Annotated in this window: 20 protein-coding genes and 2 pseudogenes; 7 read left to right on the forward strand and 15 right to left on the reverse strand. The window is 63.1% G+C overall.

The genetic code is table 11. The features are described from left to right. Nucleotides 1-216: 216 nt before the first annotated feature. The 8 genes and pseudogenes from NKI88_RS15070 to NKI88_RS15105 form a co-directional block, all read right to left on the reverse strand. Entirely contained in the window at nucleotides 217-828 is a 612-nt protein-coding gene (locus tag NKI88_RS15070; protein ID WP_352655906.1) for a hypothetical protein, read from the reverse strand. A 132-nt stretch (nucleotides 829-960) separates the two neighbouring features. Then, nucleotides 961-1,089: pseudogene (locus tag NKI88_RS15075) on the reverse strand (IS1595 family transposase); the annotation flags it as partial. A 269-nt stretch (nucleotides 1,090-1,358) separates the two neighbouring features. Continuing rightward, nucleotides 1,359-1,679, reverse strand: coding sequence for a Bbp19 family protein (locus tag NKI88_RS15080; RefSeq protein ID WP_031194382.1), 321 nt, complete (start codon nucleotides 1,677-1,679; stop codon nucleotides 1,359-1,361). Beyond that, nucleotides 1,676-3,469, reverse strand: a complete 1,794-nt coding sequence (locus tag NKI88_RS15085; RefSeq protein ID WP_352655908.1) for a portal protein — start codon at nucleotides 3,467-3,469, stop codon at nucleotides 1,676-1,678. The genes NKI88_RS15080 and NKI88_RS15085 overlap by 4 nt, the downstream gene beginning before the upstream one ends. 214 nt (nucleotides 3,470-3,683) lie before the next feature. Then, the gene (locus tag NKI88_RS15090; protein WP_352655910.1) at nucleotides 3,684-4,139 is read right to left on the reverse strand and encodes a hypothetical protein; all 456 of its coding nucleotides are present in this window, start codon (nucleotides 4,137-4,139) and stop codon (nucleotides 3,684-3,686) included. Nucleotides 4,140-4,163: 24 nt separating this feature from the next. Continuing rightward, nucleotides 4,164-4,871 (reverse strand): acyltransferase family protein, encoded by a 708-nt coding sequence (locus NKI88_RS15095; protein ID WP_352655912.1) that lies wholly within the window; start codon nucleotides 4,869-4,871, stop codon nucleotides 4,164-4,166. Nucleotides 4,872-5,286: 415 nt separating this feature from the next. Beyond that, nucleotides 5,287-5,412, reverse strand: coding sequence for a hypothetical protein (locus NKI88_RS15100; protein WP_023740006.1), 126 nt, complete (start codon nucleotides 5,410-5,412; stop codon nucleotides 5,287-5,289). A gap of 10 nt (nucleotides 5,413-5,422) precedes the next feature. Beyond that, on the reverse strand, nucleotides 5,423-5,950 hold the full coding sequence (locus NKI88_RS15105; RefSeq protein WP_023743326.1) for a hypothetical protein: 528 nt from the start codon (nucleotides 5,948-5,950) through the stop codon (nucleotides 5,423-5,425). A gap of 208 nt (nucleotides 5,951-6,158) precedes the next feature. On the opposite strand from NKI88_RS15105, the gene NKI88_RS15110 reads away from it, so the two are divergent. Both NKI88_RS15110 and NKI88_RS15115 read left to right on the forward strand, forming a co-directional pair. Next, nucleotides 6,159-6,941 (forward strand): class I SAM-dependent methyltransferase, encoded by a 783-nt coding sequence (locus NKI88_RS15110; RefSeq protein WP_352655915.1) that lies wholly within the window; start codon nucleotides 6,159-6,161, stop codon nucleotides 6,939-6,941. Nucleotides 6,942-7,001: 60 nt separating this feature from the next. Beyond that, complete coding sequence (locus tag NKI88_RS15115) at nucleotides 7,002-7,373, forward strand: nuclear transport factor 2 family protein (protein ID WP_352655917.1); 372 nt, start codon at nucleotides 7,002-7,004, stop codon at nucleotides 7,371-7,373. 152 nt (nucleotides 7,374-7,525) lie between these two features. Here the strand turns inward: NKI88_RS15115 and NKI88_RS15120 are convergent, their stop codons facing one another. The 5 genes and pseudogenes from NKI88_RS15120 to NKI88_RS15140 all read right to left on the reverse strand — a co-directional run bounded on the left by NKI88_RS15120 (nucleotide 7,526) and on the right by NKI88_RS15140 (nucleotide 10,852). Then, nucleotides 7,526-8,218 (reverse strand): hypothetical protein, encoded by a 693-nt coding sequence (locus tag NKI88_RS15120; protein ID WP_156933991.1) that lies wholly within the window; start codon nucleotides 8,216-8,218, stop codon nucleotides 7,526-7,528. A 223-nt stretch (nucleotides 8,219-8,441) separates the two neighbouring features. Next, nucleotides 8,442-9,197, reverse strand: coding sequence for a phage terminase large subunit family protein (locus tag NKI88_RS15125; RefSeq protein ID WP_502909470.1), 756 nt, complete (start codon nucleotides 9,195-9,197; stop codon nucleotides 8,442-8,444). 249 nt (nucleotides 9,198-9,446) lie between these two features. Then, nucleotides 9,447-10,106 (reverse strand): annotated as a pseudogene (locus NKI88_RS15130) (terminase large subunit domain-containing protein); the annotation flags it as partial. Beyond that, entirely contained in the window at nucleotides 10,045-10,434 is a 390-nt protein-coding gene (locus tag NKI88_RS15135; protein ID WP_352652115.1) for a hypothetical protein, read from the reverse strand. The pseudogene NKI88_RS15130 and the gene NKI88_RS15135, both read right to left, overlap by 62 nt. After that, nucleotides 10,427-10,852, reverse strand: a complete 426-nt coding sequence (locus tag NKI88_RS15140) for a hypothetical protein (RefSeq protein WP_023730425.1) — start codon at nucleotides 10,850-10,852, stop codon at nucleotides 10,427-10,429. The genes NKI88_RS15135 and NKI88_RS15140 overlap by 8 nt, the downstream gene beginning before the upstream one ends. 440 nt (nucleotides 10,853-11,292) lie before the next feature. Between NKI88_RS15140 and NKI88_RS15145 the strand changes: the two genes are divergently transcribed. The 5 genes from NKI88_RS15145 (at nucleotide 11,293) to NKI88_RS15165 (ending at nucleotide 13,817) form a co-directional block, all read left to right on the forward strand. Further along, nucleotides 11,293-12,108 (forward strand): class I SAM-dependent methyltransferase, encoded by an 816-nt coding sequence (locus NKI88_RS15145; RefSeq protein WP_352655919.1) that lies wholly within the window; start codon nucleotides 11,293-11,295, stop codon nucleotides 12,106-12,108. 247 nt (nucleotides 12,109-12,355) lie between these two features. Beyond that, nucleotides 12,356-12,799 (forward strand): Ros/MucR family transcriptional regulator, encoded by a 444-nt coding sequence (locus NKI88_RS15150; RefSeq protein WP_352460560.1) that lies wholly within the window; start codon nucleotides 12,356-12,358, stop codon nucleotides 12,797-12,799. A gap of 42 nt (nucleotides 12,800-12,841) precedes the next feature. Beyond that, nucleotides 12,842-13,036, forward strand: a complete 195-nt coding sequence (locus NKI88_RS15155; protein WP_352655921.1) for a hypothetical protein — start codon at nucleotides 12,842-12,844, stop codon at nucleotides 13,034-13,036. 114 nt (nucleotides 13,037-13,150) lie between these two features. Continuing rightward, complete coding sequence (locus NKI88_RS15160; protein WP_023697755.1) at nucleotides 13,151-13,420, forward strand: hypothetical protein; 270 nt, start codon at nucleotides 13,151-13,153, stop codon at nucleotides 13,418-13,420. 91 nt (nucleotides 13,421-13,511) lie between these two features. Beyond that, nucleotides 13,512-13,817, forward strand: coding sequence for a hypothetical protein (locus NKI88_RS15165; RefSeq protein WP_352460559.1), 306 nt, complete (start codon nucleotides 13,512-13,514; stop codon nucleotides 13,815-13,817). A 22-nt stretch (nucleotides 13,818-13,839) separates the two neighbouring features. On the opposite strand, the gene NKI88_RS15170 is transcribed toward NKI88_RS15165, so the two are convergent. Further along, nucleotides 13,840-14,253, reverse strand: a complete 414-nt coding sequence (locus NKI88_RS15170; RefSeq protein WP_023685949.1) for a DoxX family protein — start codon at nucleotides 14,251-14,253, stop codon at nucleotides 13,840-13,842. Nucleotides 14,254-14,398: 145 nt separating this feature from the next. Next, complete coding sequence (locus NKI88_RS15175) at nucleotides 14,399-14,872, reverse strand: Lrp/AsnC family transcriptional regulator (RefSeq protein WP_023693744.1); 474 nt, start codon at nucleotides 14,870-14,872, stop codon at nucleotides 14,399-14,401. Between the last annotated feature and the right edge of the window lie 28 nt (nucleotides 14,873-14,900).

Here is a 14,900-nt window from a genome sequence, read left to right on the forward strand (position 1 = left end):
GCGTGCCGCTAAGATTCGGGGGTTAACCTTGTGGCCACGCGCGGCGCGGATTTTAAGCGCAGAATCGCTATTCGCCTTTAGCTGCTGCCGCAGCGAGGCGATCTCTGAGTCGTTGAAATGGGCTGGCCCCATCGGAGCTTGGGTTTCTTTTTGGCCAGTCGGCCAGAAATGTTCCTTCACTCTCTGTAAGACACCGAATGTCGTGGCCAATTTCCTCTATCCAGAGGGACGAATGTCCACAGAATAAGTCGACTTAAGCACATCAACCGTATTCCCAGCAATGGGAAAACGACAGTGTAGGCCGTCATTGGTTGATAAAGCTGTAACTGCCGCGATGGTTCCACCCTTCGAAAGGATGTAGTTCCGCAGCGTCGCCAACGTGCCGCCAAGGGTACAATTGTCGTCGGCCAAGACATAGGTGCAATCTTGTCGCACCTCTCCCGCGAAGGCTGGTTGCCACAAAAACCGTGGGAACCGCTTCAATTTCGTGCGACCCGGACGCGCCGTTTCGATGATCTGGTCATCGATGGGGCAGTCCATTTCTTGGGCGAGATATGCGGCGTAGGCAAATGGAAGCGCATTTGTCGGGCGAAGGGCATTTCCTCCTTCGTCCATATCGTGAGGATCATATTCCGGGTGAGGAATCACTATCCGAGCGGGTTTCTTCTTGGCGAGAACAAGATCAATTATCTGCTCAACCACAGTCTGACGCACGCATTGGTCGACCAAATCAGCGGCGGCGCTTTCGTCAAACTGCTTCTTGGCGCGCTCGTATATCTCTGTCCCTCTAGCCGCCTCCTTTGCCGATTTTTTATAGGTTCCCTTCAACTCGCTCCATCGACAGTGCGAAAGAATGAGCTGTGGGTCATCTGCCTGCCAAGGTAGACGGGGATGCCGGCCAATTTTGCTATTCACGCGGGCACATTCAGCAGAATCTCAACAATCGCCTCTTCTGCAATACTATTCCGCTCTTTGCCAGTACCCAGCCCATACGCGGCTAACAGAATGATTGAGCGCACCACCAAGCAATGCGAAGGCATTGCCGCCATTCGACTGGCGACGGTGATCTTCCAGCCATGCGGCGTGATTGGTTGAGGTAGCGGTGCGAAACGAGCAATGGTCGAGGAAGGGATGAAAAAGAATGATCCCGGCCGGATCTAAAGGCCAGAAACGGCCAGCCGAGGGGATCGGCATGCCGTCTGCGACATGTGCATTTGTGGCCAGGTCCGGAGGCATATCCCGAAATATTGCCTGGAGCAGCTGCAATCACGGCAAACGCTAGCGGGACAGCGCCCCCCCTCTGTCCTGCCGGACATCTCCCCCACACGGGGGGAGATTGGCAGCTTTGCGGATGCCGCCTACCCTTCCGCCCGTGCCGCCTTCTCCAGCGCAGCCAGCTGCGTCTCGTCCAGCGTCAGAAACCCCATTATGTGCTGCACGACTTCTGCCCGCGCGTTGCTGAGCGCGCTGTGCAGTTCGAAGCCGTTGGGCGTCCTCGTCCTGGCCATCCACTCGCCATAGGACGGGCGGCGGTAGTAGCCGACGGTTGCCGCGAGGTCGGCCAGCACCATTTCGCCGTCCTCGCCGGAGAACACCCTGAGATAGGCCTTGGTCAGCGCGTCGCGCGCCTTGGCGGGGCCGCCGGCCTGACTGGCGCGGGCGAAGCGTTTGGCGCTCATGCGCCCTGCCCCGGCGCGGCCGGAACGGCCGTCGCCTTCCCGCCAGCGCCCGGCGCGGCCGGCACGGCCGTCGCTTGCCCGCCGGCGCCCGCCTGCAGCATCAATGCATCGAGTAACCCGCTGTCGCGCGCCTGCACCGCTGCCGGCACCGCGTCCTTGGCGACCTTGCCGGCGGAGGCGATCGCCGCCATGCCGGCCTGTGCCTGTTGGGCCTGTGCTCTTGCTCCACGCAGACCCTCCACCTCCTCCTTGCGCCGAAAGATGCGCTGCGGGCTGCGGCCGGCGCTCTGCACGATCTTCAGCGCCTCGTCGCCGTCGATATTGTCCATGATGCCGGGATCGAACTGCGCCATCTGCATGGCCGTCGTCACCACCTGGATGGTGTCGCGCGCTTCGGCCGAGCGCCTGAGCACATCGAGCGGGCCGGTGAAGGTCGGCCGCACCGACTTGCCGGCGAGGCTTTCCGGCGGCGCGAAGCGGCTGTCCTCGTCATAGAGGCCCTTGTCTTCCAAAATGCCGAGCTCGCGGTCGAGATTGCTGGCAAACCCGGCCTGGATGATCGAGCCCGAGGGGCCGAGCAGCGCGCCCTTTTCCTCCTGGCGGATTAGCGCCTCCGTCGCCGTCATCTGCGGGTTCTGCACCAGCGTCTGGAACAAATTGACGAACATCATGTCGCGGATTTCCTCCGCCCGGCTCGCCGCATAGTTGAAGGCGTAGGTCGGGTTCTGTCCGGTCGCGATCGGCTGGATCAGCGGCCTTCCATTGTCGTCGATGAGGCCGGGATAATTCTCGCCGGGGTTGAGCACCGGGACATAATCGAGCCTGGCCTTGGACGCGGTTGCCGGATCGGTGATCTGCTGCAGGGCGCGCAGGCCCGAGCGGCGCACCGCGTTTTCCTCGCGCACCGTCGTCAGCGCCTCGATGGTCGGCGAGATACCATAGGGATCGCCCTCGTAGCGGCGCCAGTTGAATGTCGACACCGGGAAGGAGCGGAAACCGCTTTCCCTGACGATCTCCTCCTCGTCCTCGATGACGTGATAGGAGGCGAATGCCGTGTCGAGATACTGGTAGTCGCCGGAAAGCCGGTACATCTTGCGCTCGTCGCGCGGCTGGATGCACTGGATCAGCGAGATTTTCGTCTCGCATTTGGCGGGATCGTCGACCAGCATCTTGATCCGCGCCGGCATTTTTTCGTAGCCGAGCAGCTGCGCCGCCTGTCTTGCCGTGCGCTCGTAGCGGCGGTGGAAAATGTCGACCTGGCCCCAGCGGTTGCGGGCGAGATAGCCCTCGACCACGGGGATCGAGGCATAGCGGATCAGCGTGCCGCCAAAGCCTTCTTCGGCATAGAGATAGGCCGGGCCATAACGCACGACATTGCGCAGGCAGGCTTGCGTGGCCGGCACGAAATTGGAGTTGGCGGAATAGCGCAGCGCAAACAGGAAGTCGCGCAAGCCTTCCGCCCATTCCTTCTCCTCGTCGGTCTCCTCGTCGTTCATTTCTGCGGTGGTCAGCCCGTGCCATTTTTCCGACTGCGGGATGATCAGGCTTTCGAGCCCGGCGGCGAGGCGATTGGCGGCCGAGTTGATGGTGTTAGCGTAGACGCGAGCACCGCGCCGCTCCTGCCGCTCGGCCTGCGAGTCCGGCCCGCCTGACCTGCGGCCGCTCCAGACATCGGGTGCATCGGGATCGCAAAATTCCGCCACCTGCTCCCACACCGCCTCATACTGGCAGCGCTCGGTCTCGAGCTCGGACTGGCGGGACAGGATATCGCGGGCACGGGAATCGGTCATGAGGGGGCTCGCTGGGTAGGATGTGAATGGACGGCGAAGCAGCTAATCTCCCCACTTGAGGGGGGAGATGGCCGGCAGGCCAGAGGGGGTCGCCGCGCGTAGAGCGCTAGCGTCATCTGTCGGTGTTGGGAGGTCGCGTCCGGTCGCACCGACCCCCTCTGTCGCCTTCGGCGACATCTCCCCCTCGAGGGGGGAGATCGGCAGAGTCAGCCGACTACGCGCTGCGCTTGATGCCCTCGAGCACCGGCGCAGTTTTCCGGCCAAAGCGCTGGACGACGAAGCGGCCCGCCTTCTGGCCGGGGACCTCGATCAAAGTGTAGGTGATCCAGGACAGCAACGTCACCGTCGGCAGCACAACGGCAACGACGATGGCGAAGCGCAGCGGCGCCGACAATTGGTGGCCGAACTCACTGATGACGAACGCCGCGACGGGCTGCAGCACCAGCAGATGGATCAGGTAGATGCTGAAGGAAAGCTCGCCCATCAGGTGGAAGAACCGGTTGCTGAGCGTCACGGCGATCGCTCGCGCCAGCGTTCCCGCCCTTCCAGGCAGCATGCGGTAGAGAACCAGCGCAAAGAAGCCCGCCACCAGCGCTTCACGCACCAGAAGCTTGCCCAGCCCCTGGTCGCCGCCAAAGGGCAGCGCCGCCAGCAGCAGCGCCAGTGCCAAGTACAGGATAGATCGCGGCTGGCGCTAATGCACGACTCCGGCCAGCAGCATCCCGCACAGGAATATCTGTATCTTGAGCGGCAGAAAGGACGGCATCGGAAAATGGATCGACAACAGCCGCATCGCAAACACGATGACGCAGCCGGCCGCCGCGACCACAAGGGCGCTCCTCATCCAGTCCAGCCTGCGCACCAGCAGCATGACGGCCGGGAACACGGCATAGAACTGCATCTCCAGCCCCAGGCTCCAGTCAGGCAGCGGCGTGCGATAGGCGAGGTTCGGCACCAGCCCAAACAGGAACGTGAGATGAGCGACGATGTTTTTCAGGCTGCCGTCGAGGTAGCGTTCCGGCGCCTGGTGCGATCTGGAGAGGAAATCGTCGATGATGATCCTGCAATCGTAGAGATAGGGGCCAAGCGCCAGCGCCAGGAAAAGCATGACATAGAACAGCGGCGCGATCCTGAAATAGCGGCGCGTCCAGAATTTCAGCCAGGTTTCCGGTCTTAGCCAAGGCTCCTTTTCCTGGCGCAGCTGATAGTGGAACACCATCAGGAAGCCGGACAGCATGATGAACAGGTCGACGCCGAGATCCGGTTCGCCGACGATCGGAATTTGCCAGCCGGTCAAAAGCATGCAGTGCCCGACCAGCACCCAGATCGCCGCAAGCGCGCGAAGCCCGTCCAGGCATTCGATGCGCGACGACTTGATGATGCTGGTTTCGTAGCTAGCCATGTTGCACTGCAGCATGGCGCCTGAGGAGCGATTGTCAAGCCGCTGAGAGATGACGAATTGCACGCGACGGTTACGGTCTAGGAGATCGTTGTCTCCCATGGCCTTGAGCATTGCCAGATGCAGAAGAAGCGCGGCGGCGATTAGCCAATCTCCCCCCTTGTGGGGGAGATGTCCGGCAGGACAGAGGGGGGCGCGAAGGGACGCCGGCATCTCAGCCTTTCGGATACAATGCCGTGGAAGGCTGTCGTTAAGCGGATAAAGTCGGCGGGACAGCGCCCCCCTCTGCCCTGCCGGGCATCTCCCCCACACGGGGGGAGATCAGCCAATCACCGCCTTCTCACCAGCCCGGCATGCCGTCGCCAGTACCACCACGCCAGCACGCGCTTGCTGAAACTGCGTTTCATCGCGGTCATGGTCATACCCCCAGCAAAACGCGGCGCTGGCCGGTGAGGTCGCCGGGCGCGAGGTCGGTTTTCACCGTCGCCGCCGTGCCCTGGCGCTGTTCGAGTTCAGTCCGCAGGGCGGCCTCGCGCGCCTGCACGTCCTTGTCTTCAATGGTCGGGGTCGGTGGCAGCGGCTTCAGCGCCGGCGGCTTTTGAAAGAGACACATGGTTCCAGCCTTCTCTTGTCCAGTCGTAGAGGAAAAAGTCTTCGCCGTTGCGGCCATATCCAGGCAACCGGCAGCGTTGGGTGGCGCCGAGCCGGCCGAGCCAGCGCAGAGCCAGTTCGTTGGCGGCGAGCGCCCGCGCCTCGACCCGCCAGGCGCCCCGCGCCGCAACCTTCGGCCCAAGCACCGCATGGAAGTGGCCGGTGATGCCAGGCACGCAGCGCTTCATGCGGCGCGTGCCCCAGCTCCAGGCGATCCACAGCCCGCCGCGCTGTTCGGCAGCGCCAAAGCCGGCCTCCGGATTGCCGTCTAGCTCGGCAACATAGGCAAAGCCCTGCAGCGCGGTGACCGCCAGCAGGGCCGGCGACCAATGGTCAAGCTGGCAGTCGATCTCGGCCCGGTCCTCGGCACGCAGATTTGCGGCGATGTAGGAGAGATCGCGCAGCGTGGCGGAGATGATGCGGAGGGTCATGCAAGGGCCAGAGCCATAAGGGTGCGCATCGTCTTGGGAGTGGAGGGCTGCGGCCTTGACCGGCCCAACCGCTGGTGAGCTAATTCGGACGTCGAACGCGCACGAACAGAAACATAGTGCCGTTGCCGGATTGTGTCGCGCGGGAGCGCTGGAACCCGCAGTTTGACCTTCCGGCGCGGTAGGTCGGAATAAGATATTGGAGGCAATGATGGCAAGTTTCCCGGAGATGTACGAGCGGTGGCTCGCAGGCCCTCTCTTCCAGCCGTGGGCCGAAATGATTCTCGAAGAGGTGGAGTTGTCTCCAGGCGATCGTGTCCTCGACATCGCCTGCGGAACAGGAATAGTGGCCCGCGTTGCAAGGGAGCGGCTCGGTGACACCGCATACGTCGTTGGCATCGACGTCAGTTCGGATATGCTTGCCGTTGCGCGCGCCGTGGAACCGGGCATCGACTGGCGCGAAGGCAATGCCAGCGCCCTGCCTCTCCATGACCGAGAGCAGTTCGACGTTGTCGTCTGCCAGCAGGGACTGCAGTTCTTTCCTGACAAGCCCGCGGCGGTGGCGCAGATGCGGCGGGCGCTGGCGAAGGGCGGCAGGCTGGCGGTAGCCACATGGCGATCCGACGATGAAATCCCGTTCTTTCGGGAGCTGCGCCGCGTGGCGGAGCGCCGCCTGGGCGCCATTGCGGATCAGCGGTACAGCTTTGGCGACGCGGCCGCGCTTGAGGCGCTGCTCCGGGACGCCGGCCTCCACGAAGTCCGGTTAACGACGATATCGCGCACGATACGCTTCCAGAACGGCGAACCCCTCCTGCGCTTGAACACGATGGCGCTCGTCGGCATGAGCGCTGTCGGCAGGGAAATGGGCGATCAGGAACGCAACCGCGTCGCAGAGGCCATCGTGAGCGAAAGTGCGCCCGTGCTGCACCCCTACGCCGATGGATCGGGACTCGCTTTCGAGGTCATCACCAATTTGGCGACGGCCGAAGGCTGACGTGTTCCATCGCTGTGCCGATATCGGCATAATGGTCATGCGACTGGAGGAGACGGGCGAGTGGACATTCGATCGACACTGACGGAGCTATGCGACGCCTTCAACGCGCACGACCTCGATCGCATCATGGCGTTCTTTGCCGAGGACTGCGTCCTGGAGATGCCGAGGGGAAGCAACCCCTGGGGCTCGCGCTTCGAGGGCAAGCGGAACGTGCGCGACGCGCTGGCGACACGCTTCGAAGGCCTGCCCGATGTCCACTACGGCGACGGCGAGCATTTCGTCGATGCGGCTGCCGATACCGGCATGTCGAAATGGATCCTCACCGGCACAACCCGCGAGGGCGTGAAAAAGGAGGTCCGAGGTTGCGACTTTTACACGTTCCGCGACGGCAAGGTGATCCGCAAGGATTCGTACTGGAAGATCGTGGAATAAGGGCTGGGTGTTGGCTCCTTGGCGTTTTGTTCGCGACACAGTTCGTTGGCAGCGATGCAGCTGAGATCGCGCAACCGGCGGAGGACAATGCGGCGAGAACCATCGCTTGTGCTCGATCAAAACGATCTGCTCTCTGGGGCTAGCAGGGAGTCTCACTGCGTCGGCAAGACAAACAATGGTTGCGTCTTCGGAACGAACGACCTCGGGGCAGCCGATTTTGGGCTCTTCCCCTTTGCTTTCCCCGCCGCGGCAGGTTCCTCGCTCGGGGCAAGAGCACTCAATACGGACAAGACAAAATCACTGTAGGCTCGCCGGGAATTAGTCCATAAGACGTGGCTTCCAAACTTGCCAATCAAAACGAGGTTCGCCCTATCTACGCTGCCATTCTCGTTCGAGACGACCAGCCAGCGCTCGCGGGGGGGAGGGATTTTGAGTTTCGAGAACTCCGTCCGCCAAGGTGTTTCTCCAACGGTGTAGGCATAGATGTCTCGCACCATCCTAAGGGCGTCCGGATCACTAATCGGGCTGGAGGTGTAAAGGAAGGAATTACCCATTCCTCCGACGGTGCCCGTAAACTGCCGCGTCAACCCTGCTGCTGCTGAAGTGTAAGTACCGGCTGCGGTGACACTTTCAGTCGCACCCAAAACACTCGATGACACGAACGTAAAACTCGGCACCGAATATGGATCGTCTATCGACTTACTTATTTGATAATTTATCTGCTGGTACTGCGCGTTGTAAAGATTCTGACCCAGGTCTGCTTGTGAATGGTTGATACGTTGGTCAGCACAGGCTGAAAGAGCAAAAAAACATCCAATTGCGCAGTAGACATTGCTATTTTTCATTTTTATGGTCCCCTCAAGCCAAATATTCGCGCCGTCGGCTACTGTCTGTCAATGGCTACACTTATCGAATTTCATCTCTGCCTCTTTTCTCAGGGTCCAACGGCACCGCGTGGGTACAAGCGCGAGGGGACAAAGCGATGGAATTCATAAGCTGTCAGGTATAGCCCGGTGCGGGCGCAGACTGCCTCTTCGTTTGTCGCACAGTCGGAAATGTCCATAGCGCTCACCGAAACGCCCCCAGCGGATCGCTCTGCCTCGCCGACCGTCTCGCCGCCTTGAACTCCGCCGGATCGACCACCGCTTCCCGCAGCATCATCACGCCGTATCGCGTCGCAGCCATCAAATCGTCGCGCAGTTTCACCACCTTGCCGTCCTTTCGGTGAAAAAGCCTGAATTCTTCGAACCAGGGCAGCAGCGTCGAAAACACCTTGAAGCGGCCGGACTGCATGCGGTCGAGCATTTCCATCAGCCCGGCCTCGACCGAGACCGAGCCGTCGGCAAAGCGGGCGTGGCCGGTGAGCATGTTCAAGCCGTGGGCGGCATATTGCCTGGCGAGCGCCGTGCCCGCCCCTTCCAGCGTCTCGCGGCGGCCGTCGCGCGGCCAGGCCCAGGGCAGCCATTCGCCCCATGGCTTCAGGGCCAGCACCTGCATCGCCGGCGTCTGCTGCGAGGCCCGGGCTGCTTTGGTGACGTAAACGATATCAGCCTCCGTATCCCAGGCGAGTTCGACGGCGGCCGAGGGATGGTCCCATCCGAAATCGAGCGCGCCGATCCGCGGCCAGTAGCGCGGCAGCCGGAACGGCTCGCAGGCGATCAGCTCCTCGGCAATCGGAAAGATGCGGCCGGAGCCCAGCACCGGAACGCCGCGCGCCCGCGCCTCGCGCTCATGCTCGGGATAGGCGGCGACGATCGCGGCGCGCTCGTCAGGCGAATAGTGTTCGGCGTCGTCTATGGTCATGAAGGTGACGTGACGGGTCATGGGGCCTGCCGGATTGATTCGGGATGCCGTGATATGGCTTTGTTCGCACACGATATTTTTGGGCCGGAGCGCGGCGGGTCTTCCCTTCTCCCCTTGTGGGAGAAGGTGTCGCCGAAGGCGACGGATGAGGGGTGTTCCAGGGAACGCCGACGCGTCACTCCGCTGGAACACCCCTCATCCGTCTCGGCGCTATCGCGCCGATCCACCTTCTCCCACAAGGGGGGAGGGAAGAGCGCGCACCTCACCCGTCAAGAACCGCAACACCACGTCGCTCATGCCCAGCAGCGGCGTGAACGTCACGATGGTGATGCCGCCGGTGGCGTTGGTGCGGGTCAGGCCTTCGGAATAGATATCGAGCGGCGGCTCCTCGTCGAACCAGACGCCGTGCAGGGTTTCGCCCTGCCACTTTTCGCGGCCCTTCTCATAGCTCTTGAACGAAAGCACCGATTCATCGGCCTGCACGTCGCCGCCGCCGCCCCAGCGCACCACGATGCTGTCGAGCGCGCCCGGGGCGCCGCGGCCCATGGTCGTGTGCAGGATGGCGTTGGCCGGGATCATGCCGGTGCCCCATGCCGCCTGCTGCTGCGGCGGGCCGACCAGCACGCGCTGCGGGTTGTCGCGCGTGCCCTCGCCCGTCACGCCGGCAGCCCATAGCCTGACGGGGGTGTCGAAGGTCTTGCCCTGCCACCACGCGGGGTAGCGGCCGGTGAGATGCATGGCCCATTCGGCGCCGCCGGCCCTGGTCTTGCCGAGCTGGTTGCCGGCCATGAACAGACGTTCCCGGTTCTGCGCGCCGGCGGCGTGAAACTCCGCCTGCCTGGGATAAGGCCGGTAGGCGGCAAGCTGGTTAGTCCTGCGCCTGCGGTCCAGCTCCTGCAGCAGCGCCAGATAGTGGCGGCGCGCCTTCAGGCTGGTCGCCAAACGGCCCGAGGACGGCTTCGAGGCCACGGATGCGGCGGCGGATCTCGTCATCGCTCAGGGCTTCCAGATTGTCAGATGAAACATGCAAATCCTTGGCCAGATCCTTGGGCAGCACCGATTGCACGATCTTCAGATACTGGTCGGGCTTGTCGGCCCGGACCGCGGCAATGACGCCGGCGCCATGGGCGCGGAAATCGGCGCGCACCGCGTCGAGGAAATCATCGCCAAGCGTCTTCTTCGTCCGCTTCGGCTTGGCAGCGGCGGCGGCAGGCGCCTTGCCGTCAGGGCGCGCACGCGGCGCCGTCCGGTCAGCCATGATCCGAGATCCCGGCGGGCTCGGCGGTCGCTGCCTGTTTCGCCTGCTTTGCCGGCCTTGCCCGCTTGATCTTGCCGGACTTGATCTTGCCGGACTTGCGCCGTGCCGATTTTGGCCCTGACCGTGTTGGGGCGGCCTTGCGGGCTGCATCAGCGGCCGGCGCGTGGCGCTTTCCGGCAGACGCGGCTTTCAGGCTTGCCCTGGCGATCGCCCTTGCGTCGTGCGCGCCGCGCGGAAAGCCGAAGCCGCCGATGGCATCGACAGGACCACCGCGAACCATGCCGATCAGCACGCCCGGCACGACCGGCTCGATACGGCCGATGCGCGCCTGCGGGGCAGCGCCCTCGAACACGCCAATGGCGCTGACGACCTCGCGGCCGTCATCGTCGGTGATGATGGTGGCATAGCGGTTGGACAAGGGAGGCCTCGCGGATAAGGCAGAATGAACCGAGGATAGCGTTCCTTCACGCCCCCCTCTGTCCTGCCGGACATCTCCCCCTCAAGGGGGGAGATTGGCAGCTCCAGGGTCGCGACCAATTTGCAGCGCCGACGATTGGCGAAAGCAAGGCGGCAGTCCGATCTCCCCCTTTGAGGGGGAGATGGCCGGCAGGCCAGAGGGGGGTGCTGTCCCGCCGACATCCGATATCCGCACGTTGTGGGCATCAGGAAAACAAAACCCGCCTCGTGGGCGGGTCGGTGGCGCAAATCAGCACCATGGACAAATCATAGCAAAGCTGCCCTCACCCGTCAATGCAAAAAAGGAAATAATTCCTACTTCGGTCAAAGCCGCGTCTTGGCGCGGCCGCGCATTGCGCGAGGGCCGCTTCGATGGGATGCTGGGCCTCGTCGGAGAGCGCAATGAGCAATGTGACCAGTCACTATGGCAGCGGCGGCATCGTCGAGCGCATCCTGTCGGCTGTGCCGGACGCCAGGGCCGGCAGCCTCGCAGCCAAACAACTCTATCCGTTCGATCAGCTTCATGGCCGCGAGCTGATCGCCACGCAGGAGCATGCCGCGCGTCTTGCGCCCTCCGCTGGCGATCGGGTTCTGGACATCGGCAGCGGCATTGGCGGCCCGGCCCGGTTCCTTGCCGAGACCTATGGGTGCAGCGTCGACGGCGTCGACCTGACGCAGGCGTTCGTCGAGGCATCCCGCCGATTGACCGAGCTCTGCGGCCTCGGCGACAAAGTGCGTTTCCATGAGGCCGATGCGACAAGGCTGCCTTTTGCGGACGACACATTCGACGCGGCGATCTGTTTCTATGTCGGCATGAATATCGCCGACAAGGCGGCGGTCATCGGGCAAGCGTGGCGCGTACTGAAGCCGAAGGCCAGGCTTGTCTGGACCGAGGCGGTGCTGGCGGACGGCGAGCCTCACTATCCCTTGCCTTGGGCGGTGTCGCCTGTGGCCAGCCATCTCGTCGACCGCGAAACCCTGAAGGCCCTGTTTGCTTCAGCCGGATTCCGGGTCGACGATGTCATCGACGAAACCGGCGATCATGTCGAGCTGGCGTTGAAACGGGCAAATTCCGGCATCGTGCCCTCGCCCGCCCAGCAGCAGGCCAATGAGATCGTGCTCGGCGCCGAGTTCGTGCATCGGCGAAAAAACTACATAACCAGCCTGAGCGAGGGAAAACTCGCGTCACTGGCCGTCATCGCTTCCAAGCCGGCCTAAAACAATAACCCGCCTCGGCGGCGGGTTGCTGGCGCAAATCAGCACCGTGAACAGATCATAGCATAGCTGCCCTCACCGGTCAAGATATGTCAGGAAAGAATTCCTACATCGACATCGATCGGAGACTCGGCGATGCTAGCGCTACCACATCCGGCGTCAAGTCATATGCATATGTTCTAAAGTGCCATGCCGTCGGCGGATGTTGTCTGATAATTTGCCCTTTGGCATCAAGGGGGCAAAAGAAGCCATGTCTGAGGACAAAATCCGAAATATAAATCTGACCGCCGATATCGTCGCGGCATTCGTGCGCAACAATTCAGTGCCTCCAGATAGCCTGCCGGCGTTGATCGAGAGCGTCAATGCAGCGCTCGCGGCCGTGGACAATCCCGTTGCTCCGCCGCAACCTGCGCCTGAGCCCGCGGTCAACCGCAAGCGCTCGGTAACGCCGAATTTCATTTACTGCCTCGAGGATGGCAAGAAGTTCAGGTCGCTGCGGCGTCATCTCGGCTCCGCCCATGGCATGACGCCGGAAGCCTATCGCGCCAAATGGGACCTGCCCGGCGACTATCCGATGACGGCGCCCAGCTACGCCGCCAAACGATCGGAGCTGGCAAAGGAGTTCGGGCTCGGCATCAGGACACCCGAGACCCCGGCCGCCAAGGCACCGGCCAAGAGCAAGACCAAGGCGTAAAGGCACGCCCCCTCCGTGCCGTACGCCTGCTGGAGGACGATCGTGGTGGCCGGAGAGCCCAATGACGTTCGGGTGGAACGTGTCGACCGCCGCCAATGGGCGGTGCTGGTTGCCGAGAATGGCACGGTGACCCAGCATCTGTTCATGGCCCAGGAAGCGGCCGAGGAGTTTGCCGACGGCGAGCGGACAAGGCTCAGCCTTCCCGCCAGGCCGCCGGCGGCGGATCCGCTGGCCTGAACAGTCCTTCAACCGGCTGCAGGATACAAGACGCAGCCTTCGACAGGCCGTCTAGCGACTGGTCATTAGCTGGCTCTTATGGAATCATTCCACCCCAACTCGGGGGAGAGCGGGATGGACAAACCAGCCATGGCATCCGTGTTCAGGATGCGGCAAGCGCCAGCCACTGTTTCGGGCGTTCGCAGCGTCGGCCAAGGCCAGGCCGATCCGGTCATCGGCAGAAGGCCGCTCGGCGAGGCGATCCGCTTCGTCATCGACGCCCATCCCCATTACGACATCAGCGGCGTTTCGATCGCCTATGGCGACGGCTCGGCCCCGCGCCTCGGCAGCCGGGAGGTCAAGGCGCTGTGGGCCGAATATGGCCGCCGCTGGATGGAAGAGTAGCGCAGGTCGGCCGACGCCTATCGCTTTCATCCCCGTCCGGATCGTAACAGCGGCTCATGCGTTGAGCGTGAGCCAAATGGGAGCAACAGCCATGAACGTCGCCAATCTGCAACTCGAAGGCCTGCTGATGGCCGTCGCCTCGATCAATCAGGTGCTGGTGCGCAAGGGCCTGGTCACGGTGGAGGATATCGACATTGCGCTGCGCAAGGCCGAGGCCATCGAAACCGGCGAGGAGCGGTCCGACGGCATGTCGGAGTCCAACCGCGACGCCGTCAACTTTCCGATCCGACTGCTGGAACTGGCCAATCAATGCCAGCCGGAGGCGGACATGCCGTCCTTCTCGAAACTGGCCCGCATGGTCGGCCAGATGAAGGAACCCTACAACGACCAGATGTGAGGCGGTCTGCCGACGCGGGGCCTCACCCTCGGCCGAGCTTCGAGGCCAGCACGCTGCCCGGTCCATGCACGGCGGCGAACAGCAGGCCGGCGGCGAACGGGAAATGGGACATGAAGGCGCCGAACTCGGCCTGGTTGCCGGTCCAGTGCGACGGACCGTGGAAGGCAAAGCCGAGGAAGACCACGTAGACGGCGGCGACCAGGGCGGCCGGTGTGAAGAATGCTCCGGTCAGGAGGGCGATCACCAGCAGCGTTTCGAGGATCGCGGCGCACCAGGCCAGAAACAGCGGGAACGGGAAGCCGGCGGCGGCGATGTAGCCGGCGGTCATGTTCATATCCATGAACTTGAACGCTGCTCCCATCGCGAACATGGCGGCCAGGGTCAGGCGGGCGATGAGAATGGCCGCGGTCTGCCACGGCGATTGAACGGCTTCCATGATGTGCTCCAAAGGTTTGCAACGGGTTTCATCCCAAGGACGGGCGCGACGCCGCCGATCCGACATCGTCCCGCAAAATTCTTTCCCGGCGAAGCAGAACTTCTGAAAAGGCCGCCGCTTGCGGGCAAGCCTGATTGCCGCCCGCTCAGAGCTTCGCCATCAGCTCCCGCCCCAACCGCTTCGGCGGCTCGGCGCGCAGCACCACATTGGTCGTCACCGCGCCGTAGCGGCCGATGGCGTCGACGATGCTTTCGAGGTCGGGCGGCGACGGGACGACGACCTTGACCAGAAAACAATCCTCGCCGGTCACCCGCAGCACCTCAACCACTTCCGGCATGGCCGCGAATTTCTTCAGGCAGGTCTGGATGTGCTCATGCGTGGTGCGCAGGCGGATCATGGCCATGGTGCCGAGACCGAGGGCGGTGGGATCGATCGCGGCCCGGTAGCCGGCGATGATGCCGCGCTCCTCCAGCCGCTTCACCCGCTCCGACGTCGCGGGCTGGGACAGGCCGACGCGGCGGCCGAGTTCGGAGATGCCGATGCGGCCATCCTCCTGCATGATCTCGATGATTGCCATGTCGGTGGGGTCGAGCCGTGGCCGGTAATCGCCGTTTGCCATGAACACCTTCAATCCATCGGAATTCTTC

The sequence above is a fragment of the Mesorhizobium sp. M0317 genome (assembly GCF_040321555.1).
Classification (GTDB): Bacteria; Pseudomonadota; Alphaproteobacteria; order Rhizobiales; family Rhizobiaceae; genus Mesorhizobium.

Excerpts from the sequence above, each read along its gene's own strand:
- NKI88_RS15080 (WP_031194382.1), bottom strand. The coding sequence starts at position 1,679 with ATGAGCGCCAAACGCTTCGCCCGCGCCAGTCAGGCCGGCGGCCCCGCC.
- NKI88_RS15085 (WP_352655908.1), bottom strand. The coding sequence starts at position 3,469 with ATGACCGATTCCCGTGCCCGCGATATCCTGTCCCGCCAGTCCGAGCTC.
- NKI88_RS15095 (WP_352655912.1), bottom strand. The coding sequence starts at position 4,871 with ATGGCTAGCTACGAAACCAGCATCATCAAGTCGTCGCGCATCGAATGC.
- NKI88_RS15105 (WP_023743326.1), bottom strand. The coding sequence starts at position 5,950 with ATGACCCTCCGCATCATCTCCGCCACGCTGCGCGATCTCTCCTACATC.
- NKI88_RS15110 (WP_352655915.1), top strand. The coding sequence starts at position 6,159 with ATGGCAAGTTTCCCGGAGATGTACGAGCGGTGGCTCGCAGGCCCTCTC.
- NKI88_RS15120 (WP_156933991.1), bottom strand. The coding sequence starts at position 8,218 with ATGAAAAATAGCAATGTCTACTGCGCAATTGGATGTTTTTTTGCTCTT.
- NKI88_RS15125 (WP_502909470.1), bottom strand. The coding sequence starts at position 9,197 with ATGACCCGTCACGTCACCTTCATGACCATAGACGACGCCGAACACTAT.
- NKI88_RS15135 (WP_352652115.1), bottom strand. The coding sequence starts at position 10,434 with ATGGCTGACCGGACGGCGCCGCGTGCGCGCCCTGACGGCAAGGCGCCT.
- NKI88_RS15145 (WP_352655919.1), top strand. The coding sequence starts at position 11,293 with ATGAGCAATGTGACCAGTCACTATGGCAGCGGCGGCATCGTCGAGCGC.
- NKI88_RS15150 (WP_352460560.1), top strand. The coding sequence starts at position 12,356 with ATGTCTGAGGACAAAATCCGAAATATAAATCTGACCGCCGATATCGTC.
- NKI88_RS15160 (WP_023697755.1), top strand. The coding sequence starts at position 13,151 with ATGGACAAACCAGCCATGGCATCCGTGTTCAGGATGCGGCAAGCGCCA.
- NKI88_RS15165 (WP_352460559.1), top strand. The coding sequence starts at position 13,512 with ATGAACGTCGCCAATCTGCAACTCGAAGGCCTGCTGATGGCCGTCGCC.
- NKI88_RS15170 (WP_023685949.1), bottom strand. The coding sequence starts at position 14,253 with ATGGAAGCCGTTCAATCGCCGTGGCAGACCGCGGCCATTCTCATCGCC.
- NKI88_RS15175 (WP_023693744.1), bottom strand. The coding sequence starts at position 14,872 with ATGGCAAACGGCGATTACCGGCCACGGCTCGACCCCACCGACATGGCA.